Below are 24,547 nucleotides of genomic sequence, written 5' to 3' on the forward strand. Positions count from 1 at the left end.
GTCAATTTAGTGATCTTGAGAACAACCCTTATTTTTATCAGTTTTTACTTAAAATATCATTTTTAACGTTTGATTCCTTCGCGAAGTAACTATTTCTTCCCCCATTACATTAACTGCATGGTTGTAATACAAGTATTGTCGCCTTTAAATGTGGAAATTTGGGATTCTGCTGTTTTTCCATCATATTCGATTTTTACTTGGTACGTTTTATCCCGTGGTAACCATAAATCAATAAATCCATTTTCGAAGGATGTCATCGTTTCATCAACAATTACATTACCTACCTCGTCTTCAATATGAACATCAAATTCTTTTTCTACTAATTCACCCTGACATCCTGTTAAACTATGAATGGCACATTCGTGTGTTTCTTTTACAAATGGTGCAATCGAAACAATAAATTCATCCTCAGGAAGGTCATATGCCGTTTCCTTTTTATTACTATCCGTTATAATCAGTTCATGCGATGTAATTGAAGCTGACACATCTTCAAAACTTCCAATACTATAATCGTGGACTAATTCTTTTATATCTTTTACCTCTGTTGCTTCCTTCTCGTTTGAAATGCTATTGTTACAAGCCGCTAATAGAAGGATTAGCAATAATCCAGCTATTCCTATTAACCCTTTTTTCATTCTATGTCCCACTCCTTTTTAAATGCAGGCGACATTTCTAATCCTATTAAATGGGTGTTCTATTTACCCCACTCTACTTATTCAATTTCTAACTTTCGTATGAATACTTAATAAGTGTAACAATAAATTATGGAGAAACTTGTGCAATAGATTTCTATTCTATTTTTCCTTTTGATTTTTACTGATATTGCTAATGACGTAGATTAGCCCTACTATAGAAAGGATTGATAGGATGAGTTTTCCTTCTGTTGTCCAATTGGTTACTTGGTCCACTGAATATGCTTCTATAAGCATGGCTGGTATCTTTCCGATTGAACTTGCAAATAGAAATACGATTAGACTAACTGTCCCTACTGCCGAGGCAAAGGTGACTAAACCAGATGGAATAAACGGTAATAATCGCAAAGAAAGAATGAGAAAAAAGGCATCTTTCCCCTTAATGTTCAAAAGTCTAGATACAAGTGGATATTTATTCAGCTTTTTCCCCACTACCCTTTTAAAACCCTTTCGGTATAACCAAAAAGAGAGAATTGCACCTATTGATTCTCCAAGGAAAGACAGGAAGGTTCCCTTCCAAAAACCAAAGACTAGTAAGTTTGCAGCTGTAATAAAAACACTGGGAATGACACCAATAATACTGATCAGAATATTAACCAGCAAACTGATTACAACGGCAATCTCTTTATAGTTAACTAGAACCTCCACTAGCCAATCTTGCATACTCTTCCTCCGTGAACATGTGCCCAAAAATTTATATAACTAATTCTTTTATATTTTCTAAACCGTACCTGGTTATAAACTTAGCAAATTGTTCCCTTTTCTTGCCCTGTTCAGCATAGATTGTAATTATTTTTTCAACAACCTCATAAAGTTGTTCTGGTGTTAGCTGCTCCATCAATAAAGTACCTGTTCGAGCATCTTTTCCTTTCGCTTTTCCACCAATATATAAATCATATCCGTCTTTTACCTTCATGACGCCAATATCATTTACTAACGGTTCCCCACATCCAACCGGACATCCGGTGTAAGCTGGACGAAGTGTAAAAGGAACTTGTTTTCCTGCAATTCGTTTATTGAGTTCTACAGCAACAGGCATCCCTTCTTCTTCCGCGCCTTTACAAAAGTTACAGGTTCTTAAGCTTTTTACAAAATTCCCTACTGAATAACAAGCTAACCCGACTTCCGCAAATTTTTCTTTAACCAATTCAACTTCTCTTTCAAGTACTTCAATGTATAGTTGTTGGAAAGTCGTTAACTCCAATTCATCACCATCATTCATGTACTCAGCAATGACAACCAGTTGTTTGGCATTTAATTTGGCACCGAATGAAATCCCACCATTTACGGCCAATTTAACCTTCTTTTCTGTTTGCTCCACAACCATTTTCACACCTCACGGGACTCAAGGGACAAGTTTATTGTCCTAGACGGGTCAAGGTACCTGTCCTGTGTGTCCCTTATTTATTTAACTTTACTCGTTGTAAACGTAATGCGTTTAAGACAACCGACACGGAACTAAATGCCATCGCGGCACCTGCTACCCACGGCGCAAGGAATCCTGCTGCAGCAATTGGAATCCCAATTGTGTTATACGCGAATGCCCAGAATAAGTTTTGCTTAATATTACGCATTGTTTTGCGACTCATTAAGATCGCATCTGCAATGCTATTAAGGTCACCACGAATCAGTGTAATGTCGGCAGCTTCCATTGCAACATCGGTACCTGTTCCAATAGCCATCCCTATATCAGCAGTTGCTAGTGCTGGTGCGTCATTTATACCATCACCAACCATCGCCACTTTTTTACCCTGCTGTTGTAGCTTTTTCACTTCTTCTGCTTTACCTTCAGGTAGTACTTCAGCAATAACTGAATCAACACCAACCTCTTTTCCAATGGATTGTGCTGTTCGTTCGTTATCACCCGTCATCATAATGACTTCAATGCCCATATCATGTAAGCGACGAATCGCTTCTTTAGAAGTTTCTTTAATGGTATCCGCTACGGCAACTAACCCTGCGTACTGTCCGTTAATTCCAGCTAGCATCGCTGTCTTTCCGTTCGTCTCCAATTTCTCCATCTCTGGTAAAATCGTTTGTATATCAATTCCGTATTGTTGCATAAGCTTCCGTGTACCAATAACGATACCTTGACCTGAAACCGTTGCAATAACACCATGACCTGGAATTGCTTCAAAGAACTGAACATTTCCAAGTTCGATGCCTTTTTCTTGAATACCTTCAACAATCGCTTGTGCGAGTGGATGCTCAGATTGCTTTTCTGCTGCCCCGATCAGTGATAAAAATTTCTCTTCATCTTGAGCATCTGCTACTAATACATCTGTTAAAACAGGTTTACCATGTGTTACCGTACCAGTTTTGTCGACTACAACTGTATTAATACCTTGGGTTTGTTCTAAATGCTCGCCACCTTTAAACAAAATCCCAAATTCTGCTGCACGACCGCTTCCGGCCATAATGGAGGTTGGAGTTGCTAAACCAAGGGCACATGGACATGCAATCACAAGGATGGCGATTAACACCTCAAGTGCCGGTGTAAATTCTCCCGGGCTTACCCAAATGACCCACACTAAGAATGTAAGGATGGCAATTCCCACTACAATCGGAACAAAAATGCCCGAGATTTGGTCCGCCAAACGCTGGATCGGCGCTTTTGAACCTTGTGCATCCTCAACTACTTTAATGATTTGAGCCAATGCTGTGTCGCGACCCACTTTTGTTGCTTTCATTTTAATGAAACCATTTTTGTTAATCGTTGAGCCATATAAGACGTCACCTGATGTTTTATCAACTGGTAAACTTTCGCCCGTTAACATGGATTCATCAACAGCTGTTGTTCCTTCGACAACTTCACCATCAACCGGAATTTTTTCACCTGGCTTCACTAAAATGGTGTCGCCGATTACAACTTCCTCTATTGGAACTTCTTTTTCAACTCCATCGCGAACGACGATGGCTGTTTTTGCCTGAAGCCCCATCAATTTTTTAATCGCTTCAGATGAACGCCCTTTTGCTCTAGCTTCAAATAATTTTCCTAATAGAATGAGCGTGATAAGCACTGCACTTGTTTCAAAGTATAGATGTGGCATGTGGTGTGTTCCGGCTGTAACAATTGCTTGATATACGCTATAAAAATAAGCTGCTGATGTACCCATGGCGACGAGAACATCCATGTTTGCACTTCCATTGCGAAGCGCTTTATAAGCCCCTACATAAAACTGTTTCCCGATAATAAATTGTACCGGTGTTGCCAAGATCAGTTGAATCCAAGGATTCATTAGGAAGTCTGGGACATATAAAAACGACGTAAATGAAAAGTGCCCGACCATCGTCCATAAAAGTGGTAACGATAAAATGGCTGAAAAGATGAATTTTCGCTGTTGATCTTTAATATATTTTTCGCGGTAATCTACCTGTTCTTTATCCTCTTGCTTTTGGTGTGCCCCATAACCCAATTTTTCAACCTTCGCAATGATATCTGCAATCGCTACTTCAGAAGGATTAAATTCAATCGTTGCTTTTTCGAGAGCTAAATTGACATTTGCTGTTGCAATACCATCCATCCGATTTAACCCTTTTTCAATGCGCGTTGCACATGCTGCACAGGTCATTCCAGTAATATCAAACTCTGCTTTTTGTTTCACAACACCGTAGCCTAATGCTTCAATTTTCTTTTCAAAATCTGCTTCACTCAATTTTGATGGGTCATATTTAATGGCTGACTTTTCAAGTGCTAAGTTAACGGATGCCTGCTCGACACCTTCCATTTTATTTAGCCCTTTTTCAATACGTGTCGCACACGCAGCACAAGTCATACCGGATATTTGAATACTCGCTTCTTTCAACTTACTAGCTTCTGATGCTTCGGTACTCATGATCTGTCTTACCTCCCTCATACCTTATAGGGGTATATTTTTATGAAAATGAGAGAGTGCTATGGAAGCACTCTTACTCTACGTCATATCCTTGGTCTTCAATGGTTTCTTTAATTGTATCAAGAGAAACTTGTGATTCATTAAATGATACTTCAACTAAAGCTTCATCTAATTTTACGTTTACTTGATCAACACCTTCTAATTTACCAACGCTACCTTCTACAGCCTTTACACAATGGCCACATGACATTCCTTGTACGTTTAATGTTACTTTTTGCATATTTTTTCTCTCCTTTTAATGTTTAATGTATTGTTCCATACTCCACTGGGGTATATACGACCTAAAAAAATTTTACTTTTTCATTAATTTTTGGATGGTTACAACTAATTCATCTAAAACCTCGTTGTCACCCTCCGAAAGACGGTCTACGACACATCCTTTTAAATGACCTTCTAAAAGAATCTTAGCTACGCTATTTAATGCGGATTGTGTTGCAGAAATCTGCGTAATCACGTCATCACAGTAAACATCCTTATCGATCATTCCCTTAATGCCTCGAATTTGACCTTCGATACGATTTAAGCGATTTGTTAGATCCTTTTTGACACGCTCAGGATGATGGCTTTTACGACCGGACGTTTCACACTCTGTGTGACATGCTACTTCTTCAGCTTTATTTTCCATAGCACAACCTCCTAACTTGATTTCATCTTACCATACCCCTGTTAGGTATGTAAAATAAAAAGTTGGAATTTTTTTCAACAATATACAATTAAAACAATCGTTATTTGATTCCTATTTATACCCAATACCCCAAACTGTTTTTAAATGGTTTTCAATCGGAAACCCCGTTTTCTAAATTTATCAAGTATACTTCGAACATGAGAGTTTACTGTTCGATCCTCAGTTAGAATGATACTTTCTTCATAAAAAAATACATCTAGTGGTTATATTCATAGCTCATACAAGACCAAACTGCTTTTAACATTTCCCTAAATATATGATAATAATAGTTAGCGACAAATTCACCCAGTAAGTGTTTTTTTAATAAAGGATGATTTAAAACATGAATATAACTAGAGAAAAGATAGAAAATAGACAAATTTGGATATATGGGATATCTCTTCTGCTTGGAGGAGTTTTAGGTAACACAAACGAGGATTTTGGAAAAAGCTTAGGTTGGGCTATTTCGCCACTCATCGCCATTCTTATGTATGGAATGTTTACACAAATTCCATTCTTAAAACTGCGTGAGGCCATTTCAAATTTCAGATTTATGGTGGCATTGTTGGTTGGAAATTTTATAGCTGTTCCCATCATTGTATGGATATTAACTAAGATATTTCCACAATCACCACCCGTTTTATTAGGGGTTTGTTTGGTTTTACTTACTCCATGTATTGACTACGTAATAGTCTTTACTCAACTTGGAAAGGGAAATGAGAATTTAATGCTAGCTTCCACGCCTATTTTATTTGTAGTTCAAATGATACTACTCCCATTGTATCTATGGCTATTTATTGGTGAAGAAATGGTTGGAGTTGTTCATATTGCGCCTTTCCTAGAAGCTTTTTTATTACTAATAGTTGTGCCTTTACTAGTAGCCATCATCACTCAATTGTGGGTTAAGCAGAAAGCACTAGGTGAGAAGGTATTAGATATGACAGCTTGGCTCCCAGTACCATTTATGGCTTTAGTATTAATTGTGGTAGTGGCTTCTCAAATTGGTAAGGTATACAGTGATTTTGCGTTGATTGTGCGTGTGATTCCGATCTATATTATGTTTTTAATCATTACACCACTTGTGTCGCGCTTAATCGCATTTGCGTACAAATTAGATCTCGGTGCAGGAAGAGCATTAATCTTTAGTACCGGAACAAGGAACTCCCTTGTCGTACTCCCTTTAGCATTAGCTTTACCCAATTCTTGGGGGACTTTAGCTGCGGCTGTAGTCGTTACTCAGACAATTGTCGAATTAGTAGGAGAATTATTTTATATAAGAGTTATTCCAAACATCATCATGAAAGACTAGGTATAATTTTTCTATTATAAAACGAATCATTTTTCAAATTGAACTACATCCCAATCAAACTAACAATTAGGAATGTAGTTTTTTGTTGTAAAAAGAAGGGGCGTCCTAAACAAGTTTTTAAAGAGTTGAACACTTGCTTGTCCAACTCTTCTTTATAAAACAAGTCATTGTAATCATTCAACCGGTGAAAGTTCGTCTTCGGTTACCCACTTATGATTCGTGATCTTTTCTCCTGTTTTTGTATCCGTGAAAACCACCATATAAACTGTCGTTTGTTTAGCTGTATCGATTGTTGCAGTAGCACCCTTCATCCCTTCCATATGATCAGCTGTTAATATAACTTCATCACCCGGTTTATACGGTTGGGCACCGGCATTTTCAATTTCTTCATGAATCACCCATTTGTGGTTTTTCACAGGTTCTCCACCAGTTGTTGGAGTATATGTAACGGAATAGACTGTTGTATTAAAAGCTCCAGAAACGGTTGCTTCAGCTCCATTCATACCAGGCATATGATCAGCATGCATAATCACTTTACTACCAACTGGATAGGTTGGATTTTCTGCCTCAGCTAAGCCTTCTGGAACCTCGCCCGAACCTGAGTGTTGCATGCCTGGGTGATCCATCCCCTCCTTCGTACCAGATTCTTCTTCATTCATATCTATATTCTCCTGAGCGCCTGAATCAGTATCTGCATTTTCATGAGATGTTTCATCATTACCACCACATGCTGCCAAAATAAATACCAACAATAAGGTAGCTAGGCTTAACCATATTTTTTTATTTTTCACTATTAACAACCTCCCAAACTTGTTTAAGTCCATATTAAATTATCAATAAAATATGCAGATTTTATGCAATAACGCTGGGACTTTTTCCTAATTTTAAAAAGACCCAAACACGACTTTTTACCTTTTTGCAACAACTCGCATTAAACGAAAACTTTCCAATAATAGAATGCTCATACTTAGCCATAGTCCTCCAAAAACGTAGCCCGCAACAATATCACTCGGTAGTTGAATCTCAAAATAAACTCTACTAATTGCCATAAGAAGAAAAAGGATAACAGCACCAATGGCTACTCCTGTTTGAACCCGAACACGATTTATGTGACGTACGAGAATATATATAAAGAACCCATAAATAACAAACGCCATTAAGGACTGTTCACTAGGAAAGGAATAAGAAATGGGTTCTGTTTGTTTAACATGATTTGGGCTGATTTGATGAAAAAAACGTCGTAAGATCTCTTCATACAACTCACCACCCACAATAGTGATCAATAGAAATAAACTTTCAAGCAATTTATTTCTTCCTTTCCACAGGATAAAAAGAAATGTCACGATTGTTATGGCAATGAGAACTTTCTGCATACCTACATTGAAAAGGATTACCATTAATGGCTCCCAATTTTCATCAAAAATGAGAGGTACTAATAAAACAACGATTTCATTGAAATCAACAAACTCATTTGCTAGAAAGTCTTGTATCATACCAATCATCAATAAAACAAATCCTAAAGTAATCACCAGAATTCCTACTATAAATACTCCAGTACGTCTTTGTGTGTGAAACAAATGGATTCCTTTATTGATCCACACCATCGTACTTTCTTTGATTTGAGTTTTGTATTTTTTTATCACATAAATAATACCTATCACTATTGCAGCAATTATCCCTGCGATCACTAGATATTTCTTAACAGCCCCATGAAACTGCTCCCACTGTGGTCCTAATATTTTGCCTAATGAAATAAAAATACTAACCCAAATAAATGCGCCTCCATACGCAAAAAGCACATAGCTTCGGAATGGTATTTGTGTGATTCCTGAAAAATAACCCGTAATGTGCCGAACCCCAGGAATATAATAGGCAATCATAATCACTTTATTTCCATAGGTTGTAAACCACTGCGATACTTTTTGTAATCTTTCCGGACCTAGATGGATTCGGTGGCCATGTTTTTCAAAAAAAGGTGACCCTAATTTAAAGCCAATCCAATATGAAATTGTCATCCCAATCGAACTTCCAAGTCCTGCAACTAAAATACTTAAGAACCAATTAAGACGTCCTTGATATACTAGATATCCTGCATAACCCATTACAACCTCACCAGGTATAGGCAGTGCCAAAAGCTCTAATAATAATGCAAAAAACAATACCAAATAACCATGTTGATCAAGGTATGTCGTTATAAAGTCCATTTTGTTTTTTGGTCTCCTTTTAAGAGATTATTAACCCATGTCATAGGTTTCCCCTTTTTAAATGAAAGTATATGAATACGTCCACTAAATGTCCTAAAATTTTTCAATCTTTTTTCAGATTCAGTTGATATTATTAGAGTTAAAAGACGTTATTAAAGAAGGTGTAGAAATGAATATCTTATTTGCAGAGGATGATGAAAGTCTAGGAAAATTGATTTTTCATTTACTGCAGAAGGAATTTCACAGGGTCGATTGGGTTAAAGACGGCCAAAGTGCTTATGAATACGCCATGTTGACTGATTATGATGTGATTATACTGGATTGGATGATGCCAAAATTAAATGGAGTTGAAGCCTGTGAAAAACTTAGAAAAAAAGGATATAAAGGTGGTATTTTATTTCTGACTGCCAAGGATTCATTGGAGGATGTCATCACAGGATTGGACTCCGGAGCAGATGATTACCTAGTTAAACCGTTTAAATTTGAGGAACTTGCAGCAAGGCTTCGGGCACTATCTCGTCGGACAGAGAAGCCTTTTGAAGAGATACTGTCTTTGGATGATCTGCAATTGAATCTGAATACACATGTTGTGCAACGTAATGGACAGGTGATTGAGCTATCAAAAAAAGAATTTTTACTGCTAGAATTATTGCTTCGCAACAAACATCAACTTCTAACAAGGGAAATCTTGATTGAAAGAATTTGGGGATTTGACGTGGATATAACAGAAAACGCTTTGGACGCATTAGTTAAGTTAGTTCGAAAAAAAGTGGACCTACCTAGCAAGCCTTCTATCATCAAAAATGTAAGAGGCGTTGGCTATAAATTGAGGGGTAATCATGGAATTTAATCCCGTAAAATCAAAACTCAACCTCATTTATACAGGTTCACTCCTGATAATTTTAATTATTTTTATCGTGGTATTATATCTTTTTATTTCTGGTGCGATAAAAAATGAGGAAATCGAACAATTAAATCGATTTTTTGAAAAGGAAAAACACGATTTTGTAAAAGAGATTTATGAACACGGTTATGAGAAAAATAAAGACCATGAACATGAGCACGAACGTTTAGAATATCAACCGGGTAAGAATGTCTTTTACTATATATTTGATAACAGTGCTAGTCTTGTAGAGGGTGAAGAGACTGTAGAAGGATTAGCTCAGTATCTTAATAAAAATGATCTCGATTCATTACCTTTGAAGTTTACGAAAGAAATGGAATTGAAGGAGACACACGTGCTTTTAATCCGTTTCCCTCTCCAGGTTCAAGAAAAAAGTCTTGGAAGTGTAATCATTGGGATGGATATTACGGATGAAAAGCACTTAATTCAACGTATTATTTGGATACTTCTGTTGCTAACCCTATTGTTCAGTATCCTTTTTGCTTGGGCGGGTAATTTTTTTGCAGGGCAAGCAATGAAGCCTATACAAACAGCTTTTCAAACACAACGAAAATTTGTCTCAGATGCTTCACACGAACTAAGGACTCCGCTGAGTATCTTTTATAGCTCAATAGATGTTCTTGCCAGAGAGGAACGGGAAAATTTAAGTCCATTTGGCAGAGAGATTTTAGAGGATGTCAAAAATGAATCTGAAATGATGAAAAAACTGCTTAATGATCTATTGTTTTTGGCACGAAATGATCAGAAGAATTTTGAATTAGATTTAGAAGAGATAGATCTATCCCATCTACTTCACTCTTTATCAAAAAGATTTAGAAGGATTGTCCCAGCCCATCTATCGCTTGAAGAGTATATTCAAAATGGTATATCTATGAAGGCAGACAAGGTTAGGATAGAGCAATTAATCTATATCCTTTTAGACAATGCTATTCGATATACAACAGAAGGCAAGATTACGTGTTCGTTAGTATCAGATGGCACAGAAATTGTGATACGTATTAAAGACACTGGACCTGGTATACCTCTGGCTGATTTAAATCACATTTTCGACCGTTTTTATCGAGGGGATTCATCAAGAAAAAGAGATGGTTCAGGTCTTGGACTCGCGATTGCAAAAGCCATCGTAGATGCTCACAGAGGAAAAATTGAAGTTAAAAGTGAAATCGATAAAGGAACTGAATTTGTCATAAGCTTTCAAGTAAAATAAACGCCGTTATGTATTACGGCGTTTTTTTCAGGACCTTTCTATTGTTGTTACCCGTTGACTCAAGGAGACTTTCCACATAACGAAAGACCAGTAAAAATATGACCAGTATGGTCCCGCACCCATATATAAAAGCAGCCCATGGTTGGGCAGAATCTGTCCCGATGATGATGCCATGAAGGACCATTAGAAACCATGCGGGTATGACAAGAAAGTGAATTTTTTTCCACAAAGAACGTCCTAACGCTTTGATGAAAAAATCTGAAGTCCCAAAGGTCACCAAAAATAAATAAAAGGATATTGTTCCAAGTCCTGAAAAGACTGGGTCATTATCAGCTAAAAACGGAATCAATATTTCAAAGATATTGTATGGCATATATGAATCTACCAAAAGTAATGTTGCATGAAATACAACCGTCAGCATTCCTATCCATCCACTTAATTTATGCAACTCTAACATTAGCGGCTTTTGCTTCTTGAAAAGAGATAGACGGTTCATCAAGCCGGCTGCAATCGAGAGTGTAAAAAGAAAGTATGCTAAGAAACCGGATATACGAATTAAACTCCAAGTGTTTAGCCAATCAATGTCCATTTTCTCGACTTCCCCCAATCTCTATTTTTCCATTAGCTTTAACAAGAACATAACTACATTTCCGATTGATTTTAGAGAGCACTGATTTTACAGATGTCACATCGTCCATAAAAAATAGTTTTGCACTGATTTCGGCATCTAGACAATGTTCCGTTACAACCGTTGCCTGGACGATTTCTGATACTGCAGGCATTCCGGTTCTTCCGTCCAAAATATGGTGTTTCTTGGTTTCCCCCTGCAGCCAGCTTCTATAGATGGTATTGGAAGTCGCAACGCCTCCATTACGAATTGAGAAAGACCCGATTTCCTTTCCTTCGTCGAAAGGGTTCATAATCCCAATCGTCCATGCTTTTTCACCTTTTGACCACATCGCCATATCACCGCCACCGTCCACAATTCCATACGTGCTACGGGTGTGATTCTGCAACCATTTTGAGACAGCTTCCACGGCATAGCCTTTCGCAATTCCACCAAGGTCTACTTTTTGATCCGTCTTTTTCATTACCTGAAAATCTTCCTTAAAAATAAGTGGCTGGTCTTCACTTTTATATCTCGGAATCGTCTCTTCGTGATGTGCAACCTCAAAGGGGAATGATTGCTTATATCCATGAACCTCTAGCTGTGTCAGCAGATAGGGCGAAAAACGTCCCTCTGTTTTAAACCGATATTCTTCTGCCTTTTTTAAAAGGTCAAAAAGAATTGGCGAAACAACAATGATTGAGTCCCTTTTGACTTCATTCAAGGAGCTTAGTTCATTGTTGCGAAGAAATCTTGAAAATTCCCGTTCCATGTATTGAAGAAAAGAAAGAATGGTCTCTTTCCAATTTGTGTTGTATTCATTCGAAATTGCAATATAGAATGAAGTGTTCATCACATTTACTTCTACAGAATCGATCTCATTAAGATCTTCTGGTGGTACGATCACGTTCAACCACCCCTTGATTGTCATTTACTTGAATGGAAAAGTCACTCCAGTCCAGCTGGATTAACTCTTTTTCCCGTTCACTCATAGAATCATTTATTTCTACAGCCATTGCAGTTGAATTCTTTGTATCTGCATTGAAATCATTTATTTGACCAATTACGATTGCAGAAAATGCCGCCCCTGTGATACCAACAATCCATTTTGCTTTATTGTTCGCTTTCATCCATCATCACCTCTTACATCATTTTAGTCATCGTAATGTTACCGTTAGCCTCGTCCCAGTTCACTCTGTATCCGAAAGCATTTGCCATTACCGAAACTGGCAAAAAGACAGACTTCTCGAAATACTGAGCCTTTGTTGGCATCGGTGTTTTCACCATATTCTCATAGACTACATTGGAACCTGCACGGACAATCAGCTCCACCTGATTAGTTGAAGCTTCGAAAATTCTACTTTCTTGATAAAATGTGTATTCCGCACCAAAAAACTTAGCCATTTTCTCACCAGAAATGAGCAATTGACCTTCCATAGGTACGATATAAAAACGTCCACTTTTTCCATTCAGTTCAACTGTGACTTCTTTTGGCTCTTGAAAAGGAAGAGTATCAGTTAGAGAAGCAATGGTGTCTCTCGTCCAAATATTCCAATAAGATGGTTGAATCTGATTTTCCTGTATATAGTAACGATTTTCATACTCCTCCTCTTCCTCCCATTCTTCATGATCATCATCATCCTTTTCGTATCTTTCATACCTTCCATGTTCGTCTCGTTCATAGTCGTCATCATCGGCTTTTACTATATTGACAGATTGAAAAATGAACAAGAGCAAAACTACCGATAAGATCCATGTAAATTTTCTTGTTTTCACACTTTTCGCCTCCTTGTAACATATTAATCAGCATTTCTGAAAAAATAATGAAAGTCAGATTCATTTTTTATATAAAAAGCTTTCAAACTGTTTTTCAGTTATTTTTCATTTTCCATGTTTAGACTAGTAAGCATAAATCTTAATTTAAGAAGGAGATTTTTATGAAATATATTAAAATGTTACTACTCCCATTTTTTATTGTTTTTACACTTAGTTTCATAATCGTAGGAAACACCCCTGTTTCAGCAGACCATGGTTTTGATGAAACATATGAACAACATGATGACGAGGATGGAATATATGAAGATGTAGGTAAAGCAGTTGGCTGGGGTACGGCCATTACACTAGGTGCTGCTGGGTTCATTTTTCCGATTAGACGATCCATGAAATGGTTAATCAGTAATTATCCAAAATCCAAAAAGACGTTTATTTCTACTTCCAAGTTTTTTGGAAAATATCATATCTTAATCGGGATCCTTGCCTTGGCTTTAAGTATTATTCATGGAGTAACCATGTATGTAAGTGAAGGGGAATTGGAAAGTGATGGGATTATTGGATTGGTAGCTGTTGTATTAATGATAGTTGCTAGCCTGTTTGGATTGATTTTATCGAAGAATAAAAAAGAAAAAAAACTTCGAAATACACATATGACATTGATTGCTTTTACTCTATTTATTGTCTTTGTCCATATCATACTGTAATAGAAAGGACCTGCTCCCAAGTACAGTTACGTATTAGTACAATGGGGTCAGGCCCTTTTCTCTTTTTTTCTTTAATTCAAGACTGCTTCGACCTAGCTTAATATTTTACGAAAAGTATATACAGCATCTGCATGGATTGTTGTTCGTTTAATATATGAAGAAGGCTCAGATGCCAACCATTTCCTTGCTTGATCATTTGTTGTATGCACATCTTTATCTAGTAAAGTCTTTTTGTATAACTTTCATGTAGTCTTTCTTGAATGGATTCAACAGTGCTATTAGGGAGATTAGCATGTTCAAATAGTATTTTGGATGCGGATGGTAATGTGGCTTTATCAGTCCAAGTATTTGGATTCCATAGCCCTGATCGTTTAAAAGCTTTTGCACAATGAATGAAACATTCTTCTACCTCTACACCGATACCCAAAAGAGGAGGTTTATCCTTTACAGCCATTTTCTCAAGCAATTCTTCATCTTTTATTATTGTTGCATTGCCATTCATTCTTAGCGTCTCTCCAAGCCCCGGGATTAAAAAGAGAAGACCTATCTTGGGATTTGACAAGATATTCCGCAAAGAATCTATTCTTTTATTGCCTGGTCTTTCTGGTATGATTAACTGTTTTTCATTTAACACAAGAACAGATCCTGGCTGGTCTCCCCTTGGCGAAACATCACAAAATCCAAATTTATCAGACGTAGATAAAACGACAAACGGTGATTTAGAAATAAACTCTTTACAGTGATGATCAATATATGTAATACCCTTATTTTCTACTAACTCACTTGGAAAACCTATTATCGTACGTAATTCTTCCTCTGTTTCAACTGAATTTTTAAATGCCCCACTTTTTATCAATGAGCTCACTCCTCATATACGGATTCCTAAACCCCATTGTACCATCAGAGTTCACAATTCTCTTTATATTCGCATTTTTACATGTTGTAATGAATATTTTATAAGTAATTAATACATAACCCTAAAATTTCCAAATTAGGTTCTTGTAAAGGAAAGGATTGATCGAATGAAAAAAGTCGAACTCATTAATATTTCGAAATCCTATGATAAGACAACAGAAGTCATTTCAAATATCAATGTCACCATAAACCCTGGAGAGTTTTTTGTATTAGTAGGTCCTTCAGGGTGTGGGAAAAGTACGATGCTTCGAATGATCGCTGGATTGGAGGATATAACAGGAGGCGTGTTAAAAATAGGTGATAAAGAAGCAAATCTTTTGCCACCAAGTAAAAGAGATATTTCGATGGTATTTCAGAACTATGCCCTGTACCCTCATCTCTCCGTCGAGGAAAATATCGTGTTTGGTTTACATGTTAAAAAGGTTTCAAAGGATGAACGGAAAAAACGCTGTACGGAAGTAGCAGACATGCTCGGTCTATCAGAATTACTAAAGCGGAAGCCACGAGAACTCTCTGGAGGTCAAAGACAAAGGGTAGCATTAGCAAGGGCGATAGTGAATCAGGCACCGATATGTTTGATGGATGAGCCTTTATCTAACCTAGATGCAAAATTACGTGCACATATGAGATCTGAAATTCGACAGATTCAGCGAAAGCTTGGTATTACGATGATTTACGTAACACATGACCAAGTTGAAGCTATGACAATGGGTGACAGGATTATGATTTTACACAACGGAAAGATCCAACAAATTGGAGAGCCGATTGAAATCTATAACGAGCCTGCAAATCCTTTTGTAGCAACCTTTATTGGATCTCCCCCAATGAATTTAGCAAAGGGAATGGTACATAAGGAAAAAAGAGAAATTTCGTTTGGAGACAATGTGACCATCAAAGTTCCAGAAAAAGATACACATTTATTAAACTCTGACCAAATCATTGTTGGAATTCGACCAGAACATTTAAAGCCTGCCGTTAATGAGGGAACAAATATAAATCATATTTTTGCAGAAGTAAAAAATGTAGAGGTCTTAGGAAATGAAACAATCCTTGCTTTTGCTTTGGAGGACAAGGATTGGTTGGCAAAATGGAATGGGCAATGGAAAGTTCAATTAAATCAGGTCATACGGATAGCAGTAGACTATGACTCTATTTGTTTGTTTGATGGTGAAACTCATGAATTACTCAAGTCACCTTCAAACATTGAAAATTATGTGATCGATCGTGAGGTGATCATCGAATGAGTTCTGCTTTAAACAGCAAAGAATACAAACCTCCAAAAATCAGTTTTTGGAGACGGTCACTAAATGCGCGAACTGCACTTTTGTACTTATTACCATCTATTGTCTTATTCAGTGTGTTTGTTTTCTATCCGATGTTTCGAACGATATACTTAAGTTTTTTTCTTACCGATCAACAAGGTCATGCAGCCCTTTTTGTTGGACTAGAAAACTACACCTATTTATTTGAGTCAGATAGCTTTAAACAAAGTACAAAAGCAACCATATTATTTGTTCTTTACACGGTACCAGCAACCATAATTCTTGCATTGTTTCTAGCATTATTAGCCAATGAAAAACTGAAAGGGATTGGTTTTTTCAGAACGATTTTCTCATCGACGATGGGGATTTCAGTTGCAGCTTCTTCCGTTGTTTGGTTGTTTCTTTTTCATCCTAGTATTGGAATGTTTAATCGCTTCTTAGGAATCTTTGGTTTAAAGGACATTCAATGGTTATTAGACCCCGAATGGGCCTTACTATCTGTCTCTATATCAACCATTTGGCTTAATCTTGGATTCTCGTTCTTAATTATTCTTGGGGGATTGCAAAACATCGATGAACACTTGTACGAGAGTTCAAAAATTGATGGTGCTGGTTATTTTTATCGGTTAAGAAGAATAACAATCCCTATGCTCTCTCCTACTTTGTTTTTTATCATCACCATCACGATGATTAATGCCTTCCAAACGTTTGGACAAATTGACATCTTAACAAAAGGTGGTCCTTCAGAATCTACGAATCTTATTGTTTATTCCATCTATAAGGAGGCTTTTATCAACTACCAATTTGGAACAGCTAGTGCACAAGCAGTCTTTTTATTCATTACGATTTTAATCGTCACAATTCTTCAGTTTAAGTTTGGTGAAAAGAAGGTGCACTATCAATGAACAAGCCCACAAAAGTTTTATTTTATGTCCTTTTAGTATTGGCCGCTTTCTTAGTGTTTTTTCCTATTTTATATGCTCTCATGATCAGTTTTATGGGCAGTAAGGAAATCTTACAAGGAAGCTTCTTCCCCGAGTCTATTTACTTTGATAACTATGCCAAGGCATTTGACCGATTACCATTGATGAAATATTTATTAAATAGTTTTATCGTCTCTACAACTGTTATGTTAGGCCAATTAATCGTATCGAGTATGGCAGCCTATGCCTTTGTGTTCATTCCATTCAAAGGTAGAAATTTCGTTTTTTTCCTATTCATTTCTACCATGATGATTCCATGGGAAGCAACGATGATTCCAAACTTTTTAACGATTCAAAAGTTGGACTGGATTAACACGTATCAGGGATTAAATGTCCCCTTCTTCGCCCTTGCATTTGGGACTTTCTTACTTCGTCAGCATTTCAAGACCATTCCAAAGGAATTGCATGAAGCTGCACAGGTTGCTGGATTAAGTAGATTCCAATTTTTTATAAGGGTTATCCTTCCTGTTTCTCGAACTAGTTTGGTTACGTTGGGAGCATATGGTTTTTTGACAACATGGAATATGTATCTATGGCCACTTTTGGTCACAAACAATGATTCTGTAAGAACTGTACAAATAGGCTTAAAGCAATTACAAACACAAGAAATGGCAACAGATTGGGGGGTGGTCATGGCAGGAGTTATGGTAGTAATTATCCCAACGTTAATTTTATTATTCTTAGGACAAAAGCAGTTACAGAAAGGTTTATCACAAGGGGCATTAAAATAAGAGGGAGGTTTACAAGAGTGAAGAAATCTACAAAGTTTTTTGCTGTGTTATTCATCATTGGCTTACTTTTTACCACTGCTTGCACAAATAGCGCAAATAAAGATAATGAGCCTAAGGATGAAGGAGCGGAATCAACAGGACCAACGGAAATCGTTTTTTGGCATGCAATGTCTGGTGCTGGCCAAGAAGCGCTTGACGAAATTGTGAATGACTTCAATACATCTCAAGATAAAGTAAAGGTGAACGCTGAATTCCAAGGTACGTACGAAGAATCGTTAACAAAATTCCGAGCTGTTGGAGGCACGAATGATGCACCAGCTATTATTCAAACATTTGAAGTTGGAACAAAATATATGATTGACAGTGGTTTCATTGAACCGATGCAATCATTTATTGACAAAGATAAATATGATCTTTCACAGCTTGAAAAAAACATCTTAAACTACTATACGGTTGATGATAAATTGTATTCAATGCCGTTTAACTCATCTACACCGATTTTGCTGTATAATAAAGATGCTTTTAAAGAAGCAGGTCTAGATCCTGAAAACCCACCAAAAACCTTCAGCGAAGTAAAAGCTGCGGCAGAAAAATTAACAAAAAAGAATGGCGATAATACAGAGCAATACGGTTTTTCTATGTTAACGTATGGCTGGTTCTTTGAAGAACTTGTCGCTACACAAGGCGGTTTATATGTAAATAATGATAATGGTCGTTCAGATGATGCGACAAAAGCCGTTTTTAATGGGGAAGAAGGATTACGTGTTTTTAAGTTTTTAGATGAGATGAATAAGGCTGGTACATTTGGTAATTTCGGAACAAATTGGGATGACATTCGTGCTGCTTTCCAAACTGGAAAAGTAGCCATGTATATGGACTCCTCTGCTGGAACGACAAACGCCGTTAAAACAGCACCATTTGAAGTAGGTGCAGCTTTTATTCCACATGCGGATGAAGTTGAGAGCAATGGGGTAATCATTGGCGGGGCTTCATTATGGATGTCAAAAGGAATTGATGAAGCGAAGCAAGATGCGGCATGGGAGTTTATGAAGTATTTGGCAACTCCAGAAGCACAAGCGAAATGGCATGTGAAGACAGGATATTTCGCAATCAACCCTGCAGCATATGAAGAACAAATCGTAAAAGATCAATGGGAAGAGCTACCACAATTAAAAGTAACGGTCGAACAGCTTCAAGCAACGAAGCCATCTGTTGCCACACAAGGTGCGTTGATTTCCGTATTCCCTGAATCAAGACAACAAGTTGTAACGGCATTAGAAAACTTATATCAAGGTCAGGATCCTCAAGAAGTACTCGATAAAGCAGCTGCAGAAACCGACCGTGCGATTGAAGTAGCAAACAAAACCAAAAAGAAATAAAAAGGAGGCCATCCCCTCAGTTCTGTAGGGGGCTGGCCTCTTCATATTCATTTTCCAAAAAAGGGACCAGGAGAACCGTCCCTTTGGTTCCTTTAAACCAATACGCCTGATAATTTTTTAGCTACAGCTTCAACTTTTTCTAGTCCTTCTGCAATGATCTTTTCCGCTTGATCTGGTGCTGCAGCATGACCTTCAATAATGACTTCATCTGTGATTTCCATACCGAATACGCCGCCAGCAACGTTTTTAATATAAGTTGCAGCCATTTCCATTGGCGCTGTTTCAGGTGTTGAGTAAATACCACCACGCGCACTTAGAATAACAGCTTTTTTATCAGTCAATAATTGCACTAATTGACCATTTTCATCATATTTGAATGAGTAACCCGCTTGGTACACATAGTCGATGAATGTTTGTAATTTAGCCGGGATTGTTAAATTCCATAATGGGAATACAAAAACAACTACGTCTGCTGCTGTTACGGCATCCATTGCTTTTTGCTTTGCCGCTAAAATACGTTTCTCTATGTCTGTCATATCTTCGCCTGATTGAATTTTACCAAAAGCGCTGAATAAATCTTGACCTAGGTAAGGCATATCTTCTGCAAAGACATCGTAAGTTGTTACATTAACCCCATCAATGTTCTTCATAAAAGTTTCATACATTTTACTTGAAACAGCTTGAGAAGCTGGACGATTATTAGCTTTTACTACTAAAACGTTCATATATTAATTCCTCCATTTATCTTGGACTTAATTATCTTGAGAGTATTATATTAATATAATATGGAGGTGCATTCAATACAACTTTCCTACCAATTTTTCCTGTTTTTTTCTACTAACAGTGACTTACTCCAGTGCAGAAACACCTACGCCGCTGGAGTAAACACTTTCATTGAATATCGATCTTTTGCTGTTTTTTCAAAATGTTACCAAGTAGAAATACTTATTCTACTGATCCTTCCCATGCAAGCATTCCGCCCTCCATGTTAATTACCTTGAACCCTTGATTTTCAAGGAATTGAGACGCTCTCCCACTTCTACCGCCGGAACGACAAACCATTACATATTCCTTTGATTTATCTAGTTCGTGCATTCGAAATTCAATTAAACTTAACGGAATATTGACTGCTCCAGGAATTTTACCTGCTGCAACTTCATCTACTTCACGAACATCAATAATATTTAATGTTTTTCCCTCTGCTAATAATTCTTCAACTTCTTTTGCAGTATATTTTTTCATGTTCCTACCTCCTAAAACGTTTATCTTCTCTATGCACTGATAGTATCCTCTATACTTATTTAAAGTTATATTCAGTTACGATTTTATCTCTACCTGTTACTAGGTCATTAAAGTATTCATATAGATTAACACCTAAATAAGACCCAGAAATATTGTATACATTGTCATAGCCTAAATGTTGCAATGCCATTACCATATTATAGCTTCTTTGTCCTGAACGACAGTGAACATATACAGGTTGATCTTTTGGAATTTCATCAAGTCTATTCCTAAATTCACTTAAAGGAATGTTTACAGCGTTTTTAAAATGGCCAGCCTTATATTCCCCTTTTTCACGAGCATCGATAATAAATGCATTGTTTTCTACTAATTCTCGAACTTGTGATACTTTCACCTCTTTATATCTACCTTGAAGTAGGTTCAGTCCCACCAATGCCGCATGATTTACGACATCTTTAGCTGTCCCTAACATTGGGGAATAGCTTAATTCAAGGTCTTTTAAGTCTTCTAATGTGCCGTTCATCGTAATCAACGTTGCGATGACATCGATTCGTTTATCGACATTTCCTTTTCCAATTGCCTGTGCACCTAAAATTCGACCTGTTGGGTATTCATAAATCAATTTAAAATGCATTGGATTACTATTTGGCATAAGTCCCACTTTATCTCCTGGCATTAGATAAACAAAATCATGCTGAATTCCAGCTTGCTCAGCTGTTCTTGCATTTAGACCAGTAGAGGCTGCATTTAGTTCAAACAGATGGATGGAAGATGATCCTATTACCCCTAAATTTCTACTTGGAATTCCATATATATGGTCAGCGACCGCTCTTGCTTGTTTTTGGGCAGGTCCTGCTAATGCTAGTCTCGTTGGCTTGTGTAATAATCGATGATACACTTCAATGGCATCTCCAACCGCATAAACATCCTTGTCATTTGTTAAATAATTGTGGTCCACCTTAATGGCACCAGTTTCACCAATTTCAAGACCTGCTTCTTTTGCTAGACTCATTTCAGGTCGTACTCCAATGGCCAATACGACAGCCTGCGCATCTATTTTCTTACCTGAGTTTGTTGTAATATGTCCTTCACCAATTTGGGCTAATCCATCATCTAGAACAAGGTTTACACCACGGTCCACCATTTCTTTATGAAGGATTTGTGCCATATCATAATCAAAAGGTGCCATGACTTGCTTAGCAAACTCAACTAAAGTTACCTGATAACCAGCTAACTTCAGGTTTTCCGCAACTTCAACTCCGATAAAGCCACCACCAATAACGGCTATATCTTGAATGTTGCTTTGTTTAATATATGAATTGATTCTCTCAATATCGACTACATTACGTACCGTGAAAACATTAGAATTGTTAATCCCCTCTATTTTTGGACGAATAGGTGTCGCCCCTGGGGAAAGGACTAATTTATCATATTTTTCATCATAGGTTTTATTAGTTAAAACATCTTTAACAGTGATTGTTTTATTATCGCGGTTAATTCGAATGACTTCTTGATGGACCCTTGCTTCAATATTGTAACGATTTTTAAACACTTCAGGAGACATTAAAACAAGTTTCTCACTATCTTCAACAATCCCACTTAGGTGATAAGGTAAAGAACAATTCGAAAAAGAAACATGAGGTCCTTTTTCAAACATGATGACCTCCGCACTTTCATCCAATCTTCTTACCCTTGCAGCAACTGATGCCCCACCAGCTACCCCGCCAACAACTAATACTCGTTTTGACATAGATATCCCTCCCTAAAATAAATGTCCTACCTATATCATTCCTAAAAATAATACATCTCCACCCACCTACACCCACGGGGTATGTTTTATATATTTTTTTACAGCGAGGGGAATCCCTCACTGCATGTAACATCTATCTATTAAAAAAGCTTAGAAAGTTAGTGTTGGTGATGCATCTTTTGCATATTCTAAGAATGTTACGGCTCCCCCAACCTCAATACCATCAACAAAATCTTCTTTGGTAAGTCCCATCACATCCATTGTCATTTGACATGCAATAAACTTCACACCTAAATCTTGTGCCATTTCAACTAATTCCGGAATACTAGGTACATTCGCTTTAGCAAAACCTTCAGCAAAATGTTCCTTTCCAGCTGGCATTTCCAATGCATGCATTCCATGTTTATGGATAAGATTTAAACCTTCAAACGTGAAGAAGATCGCAACTTCTTTATCTGAAGCTGCTGCTGCGGTAGCGATATTAAATACTTTGTAAGCATCAAACATTCCACCATTTGCTGCAATAATTGCTACTTTATTTGACATATTAAATTCCTCCAATACCTATTTTTTATTTTATTTCTACTCAACCCAGTTGAGCTAGGTAGAACATTGTTCTTATTAGTAATGCCAACCAATACCCATATAGGTATAATTTTAACTAAAATTTTTTCGTAGTGAAATTCACTACACGACTAATAATATACCCCTACGGGTAGGGTGTCAATGTATTTATCCTCTTTATTTTTATTGGTACTTTATGGTGTTGTTTCTTTTACATTAAATAGACCAGTTCTTTAAATGTGAGGATATATAGGTTTGAAAAAATGTAATTCAGTAAGTTCAGTATTTTATTACTTTTTATTGACCTATTGTTTGTTTAAAAAACGTCTGTTAAAATTCAAAAATCAACTTCATACGACCCTTATATATCTATGGAAATATGGTCCATAAGTCTCTACCTGGCAGCCGTAAATTGCCGGACTATAAGGAAAGTTAGAGCGCGGGTGCATTCTCTTCTTTCTTTATAGATTGAGAGGATGCACTTTTTTTATTCGCACATAAGAATTCATGCTTATACCGATAATAAAGGTCGTATAAGAAGCTATTATAGGAGGTTATTCATGGATATTTTATTCGGTTTATTATCCCTAGTGGGTTTACTATTTATAGCTTGGCTTTTAAGTAAAAATAAAAAGGCCATCAAATGGCGTACGATTATAGTAGGTGTAGTGTTAGAAGGGATTTTTGTATACTTTATGCTTAATGTTCCTCTTGGTCGTTGGGTTCTTACAAATGCTGCCCAAGGTGTGCAACACGTCCTTAACTATAGCCAAGAAGGCATTAATTTCTTATTTGGTGGTTTTTTTGCAGAAGGTACCAATATCGGATTTATTTTCGCAATTCAGGTTTTATCTGTTATTATTTTTATCTCTGCACTTGTCTCCGCTCTATACTATCTACGAATCATCCCAATTGTCGTACGTGGACTCGGTTGGGTTGTCGGTAAAGTATTTGGTACCACTCGTGTCGAATCTTTTAATACAGTTGCAAATACAATGTTAGGTGTAGTGGAATCCCCGTTACTGATCAAGCCTTATCTTGCAAAATTGACACGTTCAGAATTATTCACCGTTATGGTTGGGGGCACAGCTTCAGCAAGTGGTGCGATTCTCTTATCCTATGCTCAAATGGGGATTGATATTAGGTTTTTACTGATTTCCGTATTCTCCGTGCCATTTGTATCTATTGTTATGTCTAAAATGATGGAACCTGAAACAGAAAAGTCTGAAACAAGCGAAGATGTCAAAATGGAACAGGCAGGATACACAAATATTTTTGAAGCTATATCTGAAGGGGCTGTGAGTGGAGTTAAGCTTGCTGCAAGTATTGGTGGTTTGCTTATTGCATTTATCAGTATATTGGCTTTAGCAGATGGCATCTTAGGCATCTTCGGAATGGATTTAGCTACGATATTTGGTTATGTATTCTATCCTTTCGCTTTACTTGTTGGGATACCTGTTGAAGATGCTTTCCGTGCGGCTTCCATTATCGGAACAAAGATTACAGCGAATGAACTGATTGCCTATCAGGACCTACTCAAATTACAAGGCGAACTAAAACCACAAACGATTGCGATTTTAACCGTTGCATTATGTAACTTCGCGAACCTCTCATCTATTGGACAGTTAATTGTAGGTCTTGGTTCATTAGCACCATCAAAGAAAAAACAAATTGCCTCGATGAGTTTTAAGGCCATCATTGCCGGAACGTTAGCAAGCTTTATTACAGCTATTTTTGTAAATATGTTTATATAAGCACAAA

General features: G+C 37.1%; 26 protein-coding genes, 1 pseudogene and 1 riboswitch. Of the genes and pseudogenes, 9 read left to right on the plus strand and 18 right to left on the minus strand.

Translation table 11 applies throughout. The features are described 5' to 3' along the window. Window positions 1–104: 104 nt before the first annotated feature. The 7 genes and pseudogenes from RGU12_RS09480 to RGU12_RS09510 form a co-directional block, all read right to left on the minus strand. Window positions 105–635, minus strand: coding sequence for a CueP family metal-binding protein (locus RGU12_RS09480; protein ID WP_309535854.1), 531 nt, complete (start codon window positions 633–635; stop codon window positions 105–107). 159 nt (window positions 636–794) lie between these two features. Continuing rightward, window positions 795–1,355 (minus strand): TVP38/TMEM64 family protein, encoded by a 561-nt coding sequence (locus RGU12_RS09485; RefSeq protein WP_309535855.1) that lies wholly within the window; start codon window positions 1,353–1,355, stop codon window positions 795–797. A 31-nt stretch (window positions 1,356–1,386) separates the two neighbouring features. After that, entirely contained in the window at window positions 1,387–2,019 is a 633-nt protein-coding gene (locus RGU12_RS09490; protein WP_396232319.1) for a nitrite reductase, read from the minus strand. 73 nt (window positions 2,020–2,092) lie between these two features. Further along, complete coding sequence (locus tag RGU12_RS09495; protein ID WP_309535856.1) at window positions 2,093–4,528, minus strand: heavy metal translocating P-type ATPase; 2,436 nt, start codon at window positions 4,526–4,528, stop codon at window positions 2,093–2,095. Between the two features lie 73 nt (window positions 4,529–4,601). Continuing rightward, window positions 4,602–4,808: a copper chaperone CopZ gene (gene copZ / locus RGU12_RS09500; protein WP_309535857.1), complete on the minus strand. Its 207-nt coding sequence runs from the start codon at window positions 4,806–4,808 to the stop codon at window positions 4,602–4,604. Window positions 4,809–4,880: 72 nt separating this feature from the next. Then, window positions 4,881–5,213, minus strand: a complete 333-nt coding sequence (locus RGU12_RS09505; protein ID WP_116352653.1) for a metal-sensitive transcriptional regulator — start codon at window positions 5,211–5,213, stop codon at window positions 4,881–4,883. 111 nt (window positions 5,214–5,324) lie between these two features. Then, window positions 5,325–5,437 (minus strand): annotated as a pseudogene (locus RGU12_RS09510) (response regulator transcription factor); the annotation flags it as partial. A 158-nt stretch (window positions 5,438–5,595) separates the two neighbouring features. Between RGU12_RS09510 and RGU12_RS09515 the strand changes: the two are divergent. After that, complete coding sequence (locus RGU12_RS09515; RefSeq protein ID WP_309535858.1) at window positions 5,596–6,561, plus strand: arsenic resistance protein; 966 nt, start codon at window positions 5,596–5,598, stop codon at window positions 6,559–6,561. Window positions 6,562–6,734: 173 nt separating this feature from the next. Here RGU12_RS09515 and RGU12_RS09520 read toward each other — a convergent pair whose 3' ends face one another. Next, window positions 6,735–7,352 (minus strand): YdhK family protein, encoded by a 618-nt coding sequence (locus RGU12_RS09520; RefSeq protein WP_309535859.1) that lies wholly within the window; start codon window positions 7,350–7,352, stop codon window positions 6,735–6,737. A gap of 117 nt (window positions 7,353–7,469) precedes the next feature. Next, entirely contained in the window at window positions 7,470–8,765 is a 1,296-nt protein-coding gene (locus tag RGU12_RS09525) for a bifunctional DedA family/phosphatase PAP2 family protein (RefSeq protein WP_309535860.1), read from the minus strand. A 169-nt stretch (window positions 8,766–8,934) separates the two neighbouring features. Here RGU12_RS09525 and RGU12_RS09530 point away from each other — a divergent pair, with 169 nt between their 5' ends. Both RGU12_RS09530 and RGU12_RS09535 read left to right on the plus strand, forming a co-directional pair. Next, window positions 8,935–9,615 (plus strand): response regulator transcription factor, encoded by a 681-nt coding sequence (locus RGU12_RS09530; protein ID WP_309535861.1) that lies wholly within the window; start codon window positions 8,935–8,937, stop codon window positions 9,613–9,615. After that, window positions 9,605–10,876, plus strand: a complete 1,272-nt coding sequence (locus RGU12_RS09535) for a sensor histidine kinase (protein WP_309535862.1) — start codon at window positions 9,605–9,607, stop codon at window positions 10,874–10,876. The genes RGU12_RS09530 and RGU12_RS09535 overlap by 11 nt, the downstream gene beginning before the upstream one ends. A gap of 13 nt (window positions 10,877–10,889) precedes the next feature. Here RGU12_RS09535 and RGU12_RS09540 read toward each other — a convergent pair whose 3' ends face one another. From RGU12_RS09540 to RGU12_RS09555, 4 genes are read right to left on the minus strand one after another with little or no spacing between them, the layout of a single operon-like run. Next, complete coding sequence (locus tag RGU12_RS09540; protein ID WP_309535863.1) at window positions 10,890–11,465, minus strand: ferric reductase-like transmembrane domain-containing protein; 576 nt, start codon at window positions 11,463–11,465, stop codon at window positions 10,890–10,892. Beyond that, on the minus strand, window positions 11,455–12,390 hold the full coding sequence (locus tag RGU12_RS09545) for an FAD:protein FMN transferase (protein WP_309535864.1): 936 nt from the start codon (window positions 12,388–12,390) through the stop codon (window positions 11,455–11,457). Before RGU12_RS09545 ends, RGU12_RS09540 begins: the two co-directional genes overlap by 11 nt. Next, window positions 12,365–12,613, minus strand: a complete 249-nt coding sequence (locus RGU12_RS09550) for a hypothetical protein (protein ID WP_309535865.1) — start codon at window positions 12,611–12,613, stop codon at window positions 12,365–12,367. The genes RGU12_RS09545 and RGU12_RS09550 overlap by 26 nt, the downstream gene beginning before the upstream one ends. Before the next feature lie 13 nt (window positions 12,614–12,626). Next, window positions 12,627–13,259: a stalk domain-containing protein gene (locus tag RGU12_RS09555; RefSeq protein ID WP_309535866.1), complete on the minus strand. Its 633-nt coding sequence runs from the start codon at window positions 13,257–13,259 to the stop codon at window positions 12,627–12,629. A 161-nt stretch (window positions 13,260–13,420) separates the two neighbouring features. Here RGU12_RS09555 and RGU12_RS09560 point away from each other — a divergent pair, with 161 nt between their 5' ends. Continuing rightward, window positions 13,421–13,960 carry a hypothetical protein gene (locus tag RGU12_RS09560; protein WP_309535867.1) on the plus strand — a complete coding sequence of 180 codons (540 nt, stop codon included), beginning with the start codon at window positions 13,421–13,423 and terminating at the stop codon, window positions 13,958–13,960. 217 nt (window positions 13,961–14,177) lie between these two features. Here the strand turns inward: RGU12_RS09560 and RGU12_RS09565 are convergent, their stop codons facing one another. Beyond that, the gene (locus RGU12_RS09565; RefSeq protein ID WP_309535868.1) at window positions 14,178–14,816 is read right to left on the minus strand and encodes a pyridoxamine 5'-phosphate oxidase family protein; all 639 of its coding nucleotides are present in this window, start codon (window positions 14,814–14,816) and stop codon (window positions 14,178–14,180) included. A gap of 166 nt (window positions 14,817–14,982) precedes the next feature. On the opposite strand from RGU12_RS09565, the gene RGU12_RS09570 reads away from it, so the two are divergent. From RGU12_RS09570 to RGU12_RS09585, 4 genes are read left to right on the plus strand one after another with little or no spacing between them, the layout of a single operon-like run. Continuing rightward, entirely contained in the window at window positions 14,983–16,119 is a 1,137-nt protein-coding gene (locus RGU12_RS09570; RefSeq protein ID WP_309535869.1) for an ABC transporter ATP-binding protein, read from the plus strand. After that, on the plus strand, window positions 16,116–17,042 hold the full coding sequence (locus RGU12_RS09575) for a carbohydrate ABC transporter permease (RefSeq protein ID WP_309535870.1): 927 nt from the start codon (window positions 16,116–16,118) through the stop codon (window positions 17,040–17,042). Before RGU12_RS09570 ends, RGU12_RS09575 begins: the two co-directional genes overlap by 4 nt. Next, window positions 17,039–17,851, plus strand: coding sequence for a carbohydrate ABC transporter permease (locus tag RGU12_RS09580; protein ID WP_309535871.1), 813 nt, complete (start codon window positions 17,039–17,041; stop codon window positions 17,849–17,851). The genes RGU12_RS09575 and RGU12_RS09580 overlap by 4 nt, the downstream gene beginning before the upstream one ends. 17 nt (window positions 17,852–17,868) lie before the next feature. Next, window positions 17,869–19,230, plus strand: a complete 1,362-nt coding sequence (locus RGU12_RS09585; RefSeq protein WP_396232320.1) for an ABC transporter substrate-binding protein — start codon at window positions 17,869–17,871, stop codon at window positions 19,228–19,230. Window positions 19,231–19,322: 92 nt separating this feature from the next. Here RGU12_RS09585 and RGU12_RS09590 read toward each other — a convergent pair whose 3' ends face one another. From RGU12_RS09590 to RGU12_RS09605, 4 genes are all read right to left on the minus strand, one after another. After that, entirely contained in the window at window positions 19,323–19,955 is a 633-nt protein-coding gene (locus RGU12_RS09590; RefSeq protein WP_309535872.1) for an FMN-dependent NADH-azoreductase, read from the minus strand. A 220-nt stretch (window positions 19,956–20,175) separates the two neighbouring features. After that, window positions 20,176–20,472: a rhodanese-like domain-containing protein gene (locus tag RGU12_RS09595; protein ID WP_309535873.1), complete on the minus strand. Its 297-nt coding sequence runs from the start codon at window positions 20,470–20,472 to the stop codon at window positions 20,176–20,178. A 55-nt stretch (window positions 20,473–20,527) separates the two neighbouring features. Beyond that, the gene (locus tag RGU12_RS09600) at window positions 20,528–22,222 is read right to left on the minus strand and encodes an FAD-dependent oxidoreductase (RefSeq protein ID WP_309535874.1); all 1,695 of its coding nucleotides are present in this window, start codon (window positions 22,220–22,222) and stop codon (window positions 20,528–20,530) included. Between the two features lie 150 nt (window positions 22,223–22,372). Then, complete coding sequence (locus tag RGU12_RS09605) at window positions 22,373–22,768, minus strand: DsrE/DsrF/DrsH-like family protein (protein ID WP_309535875.1); 396 nt, start codon at window positions 22,766–22,768, stop codon at window positions 22,373–22,375. A gap of 359 nt (window positions 22,769–23,127) precedes the next feature. After that, a riboswitch (purine riboswitch) is annotated at window positions 23,128–23,229 on the plus strand. 117 nt (window positions 23,230–23,346) lie between these two features. Here RGU12_RS09605 and RGU12_RS09610 point away from each other — a divergent pair. Beyond that, window positions 23,347–24,540, plus strand: a complete 1,194-nt coding sequence (locus RGU12_RS09610; protein WP_309535876.1) for a NupC/NupG family nucleoside CNT transporter — start codon at window positions 23,347–23,349, stop codon at window positions 24,538–24,540. Window positions 24,541–24,547 lie beyond the last annotated feature (7 nt).

It is taken from the genome of Ferdinandcohnia sp. QZ13 (genome assembly GCF_031324165.1).
GTDB lineage: Bacteria > Bacillota > Bacilli > Bacillales > Bacillaceae_L > Ferdinandcohnia.

Excerpts from the sequence above, each read along its gene's own strand:
- RGU12_RS09550 (WP_309535865.1), bottom strand. The coding sequence starts at position 12,613 with ATGAAAGCGAACAATAAAGCAAAATGGATTGTTGGTATCACAGGGGCG.
- RGU12_RS09515 (WP_309535858.1), top strand. The coding sequence starts at position 5,596 with ATGAATATAACTAGAGAAAAGATAGAAAATAGACAAATTTGGATATAT.
- RGU12_RS09580 (WP_309535871.1), top strand. The coding sequence starts at position 17,039 with ATGAACAAGCCCACAAAAGTTTTATTTTATGTCCTTTTAGTATTGGCC.
- RGU12_RS09570 (WP_309535869.1), top strand. The coding sequence starts at position 14,983 with ATGAAAAAAGTCGAACTCATTAATATTTCGAAATCCTATGATAAGACA.
- RGU12_RS09525 (WP_309535860.1), bottom strand. The coding sequence starts at position 8,765 with ATGGACTTTATAACGACATACCTTGATCAACATGGTTATTTGGTATTG.
- copZ (WP_309535857.1), bottom strand. The coding sequence starts at position 4,808 with ATGCAAAAAGTAACATTAAACGTACAAGGAATGTCATGTGGCCATTGT.
- RGU12_RS09595 (WP_309535873.1), bottom strand. The coding sequence starts at position 20,472 with ATGAAAAAATATACTGCAAAAGAAGTTGAAGAATTATTAGCAGAGGGA.
- RGU12_RS09485 (WP_309535855.1), bottom strand. The coding sequence starts at position 1,355 with ATGCAAGATTGGCTAGTGGAGGTTCTAGTTAACTATAAAGAGATTGCC.
- RGU12_RS09560 (WP_309535867.1), top strand. The coding sequence starts at position 13,421 with ATGAAATATATTAAAATGTTACTACTCCCATTTTTTATTGTTTTTACA.
- RGU12_RS09530 (WP_309535861.1), top strand. The coding sequence starts at position 8,935 with ATGAATATCTTATTTGCAGAGGATGATGAAAGTCTAGGAAAATTGATT.
- RGU12_RS09600 (WP_309535874.1), bottom strand. The coding sequence starts at position 22,222 with ATGTCAAAACGAGTATTAGTTGTTGGCGGGGTAGCTGGTGGGGCATCA.
- RGU12_RS09490 (WP_396232319.1), bottom strand. The coding sequence starts at position 2,019 with ATGGTTGTGGAGCAAACAGAAAAGAAGGTTAAATTGGCCGTAAATGGT.
- RGU12_RS09610 (WP_309535876.1), top strand. The coding sequence starts at position 23,347 with ATGGATATTTTATTCGGTTTATTATCCCTAGTGGGTTTACTATTTATA.
- RGU12_RS09590 (WP_309535872.1), bottom strand. The coding sequence starts at position 19,955 with ATGAACGTTTTAGTAGTAAAAGCTAATAATCGTCCAGCTTCTCAAGCT.
- RGU12_RS09495 (WP_309535856.1), bottom strand. The coding sequence starts at position 4,528 with ATGAGTACCGAAGCATCAGAAGCTAGTAAGTTGAAAGAAGCGAGTATT.
- RGU12_RS09505 (WP_116352653.1), bottom strand. The coding sequence starts at position 5,213 with ATGGAAAATAAAGCTGAAGAAGTAGCATGTCACACAGAGTGTGAAACG.
- RGU12_RS09605 (WP_309535875.1), bottom strand. The coding sequence starts at position 22,768 with ATGTCAAATAAAGTAGCAATTATTGCAGCAAATGGTGGAATGTTTGAT.
- RGU12_RS09480 (WP_309535854.1), bottom strand. The coding sequence starts at position 635 with ATGAAAAAAGGGTTAATAGGAATAGCTGGATTATTGCTAATCCTTCTA.
- RGU12_RS09535 (WP_309535862.1), top strand. The coding sequence starts at position 9,605 with ATGGAATTTAATCCCGTAAAATCAAAACTCAACCTCATTTATACAGGT.
- RGU12_RS09575 (WP_309535870.1), top strand. The coding sequence starts at position 16,116 with ATGAGTTCTGCTTTAAACAGCAAAGAATACAAACCTCCAAAAATCAGT.
- RGU12_RS09540 (WP_309535863.1), bottom strand. The coding sequence starts at position 11,465 with ATGGACATTGATTGGCTAAACACTTGGAGTTTAATTCGTATATCCGGT.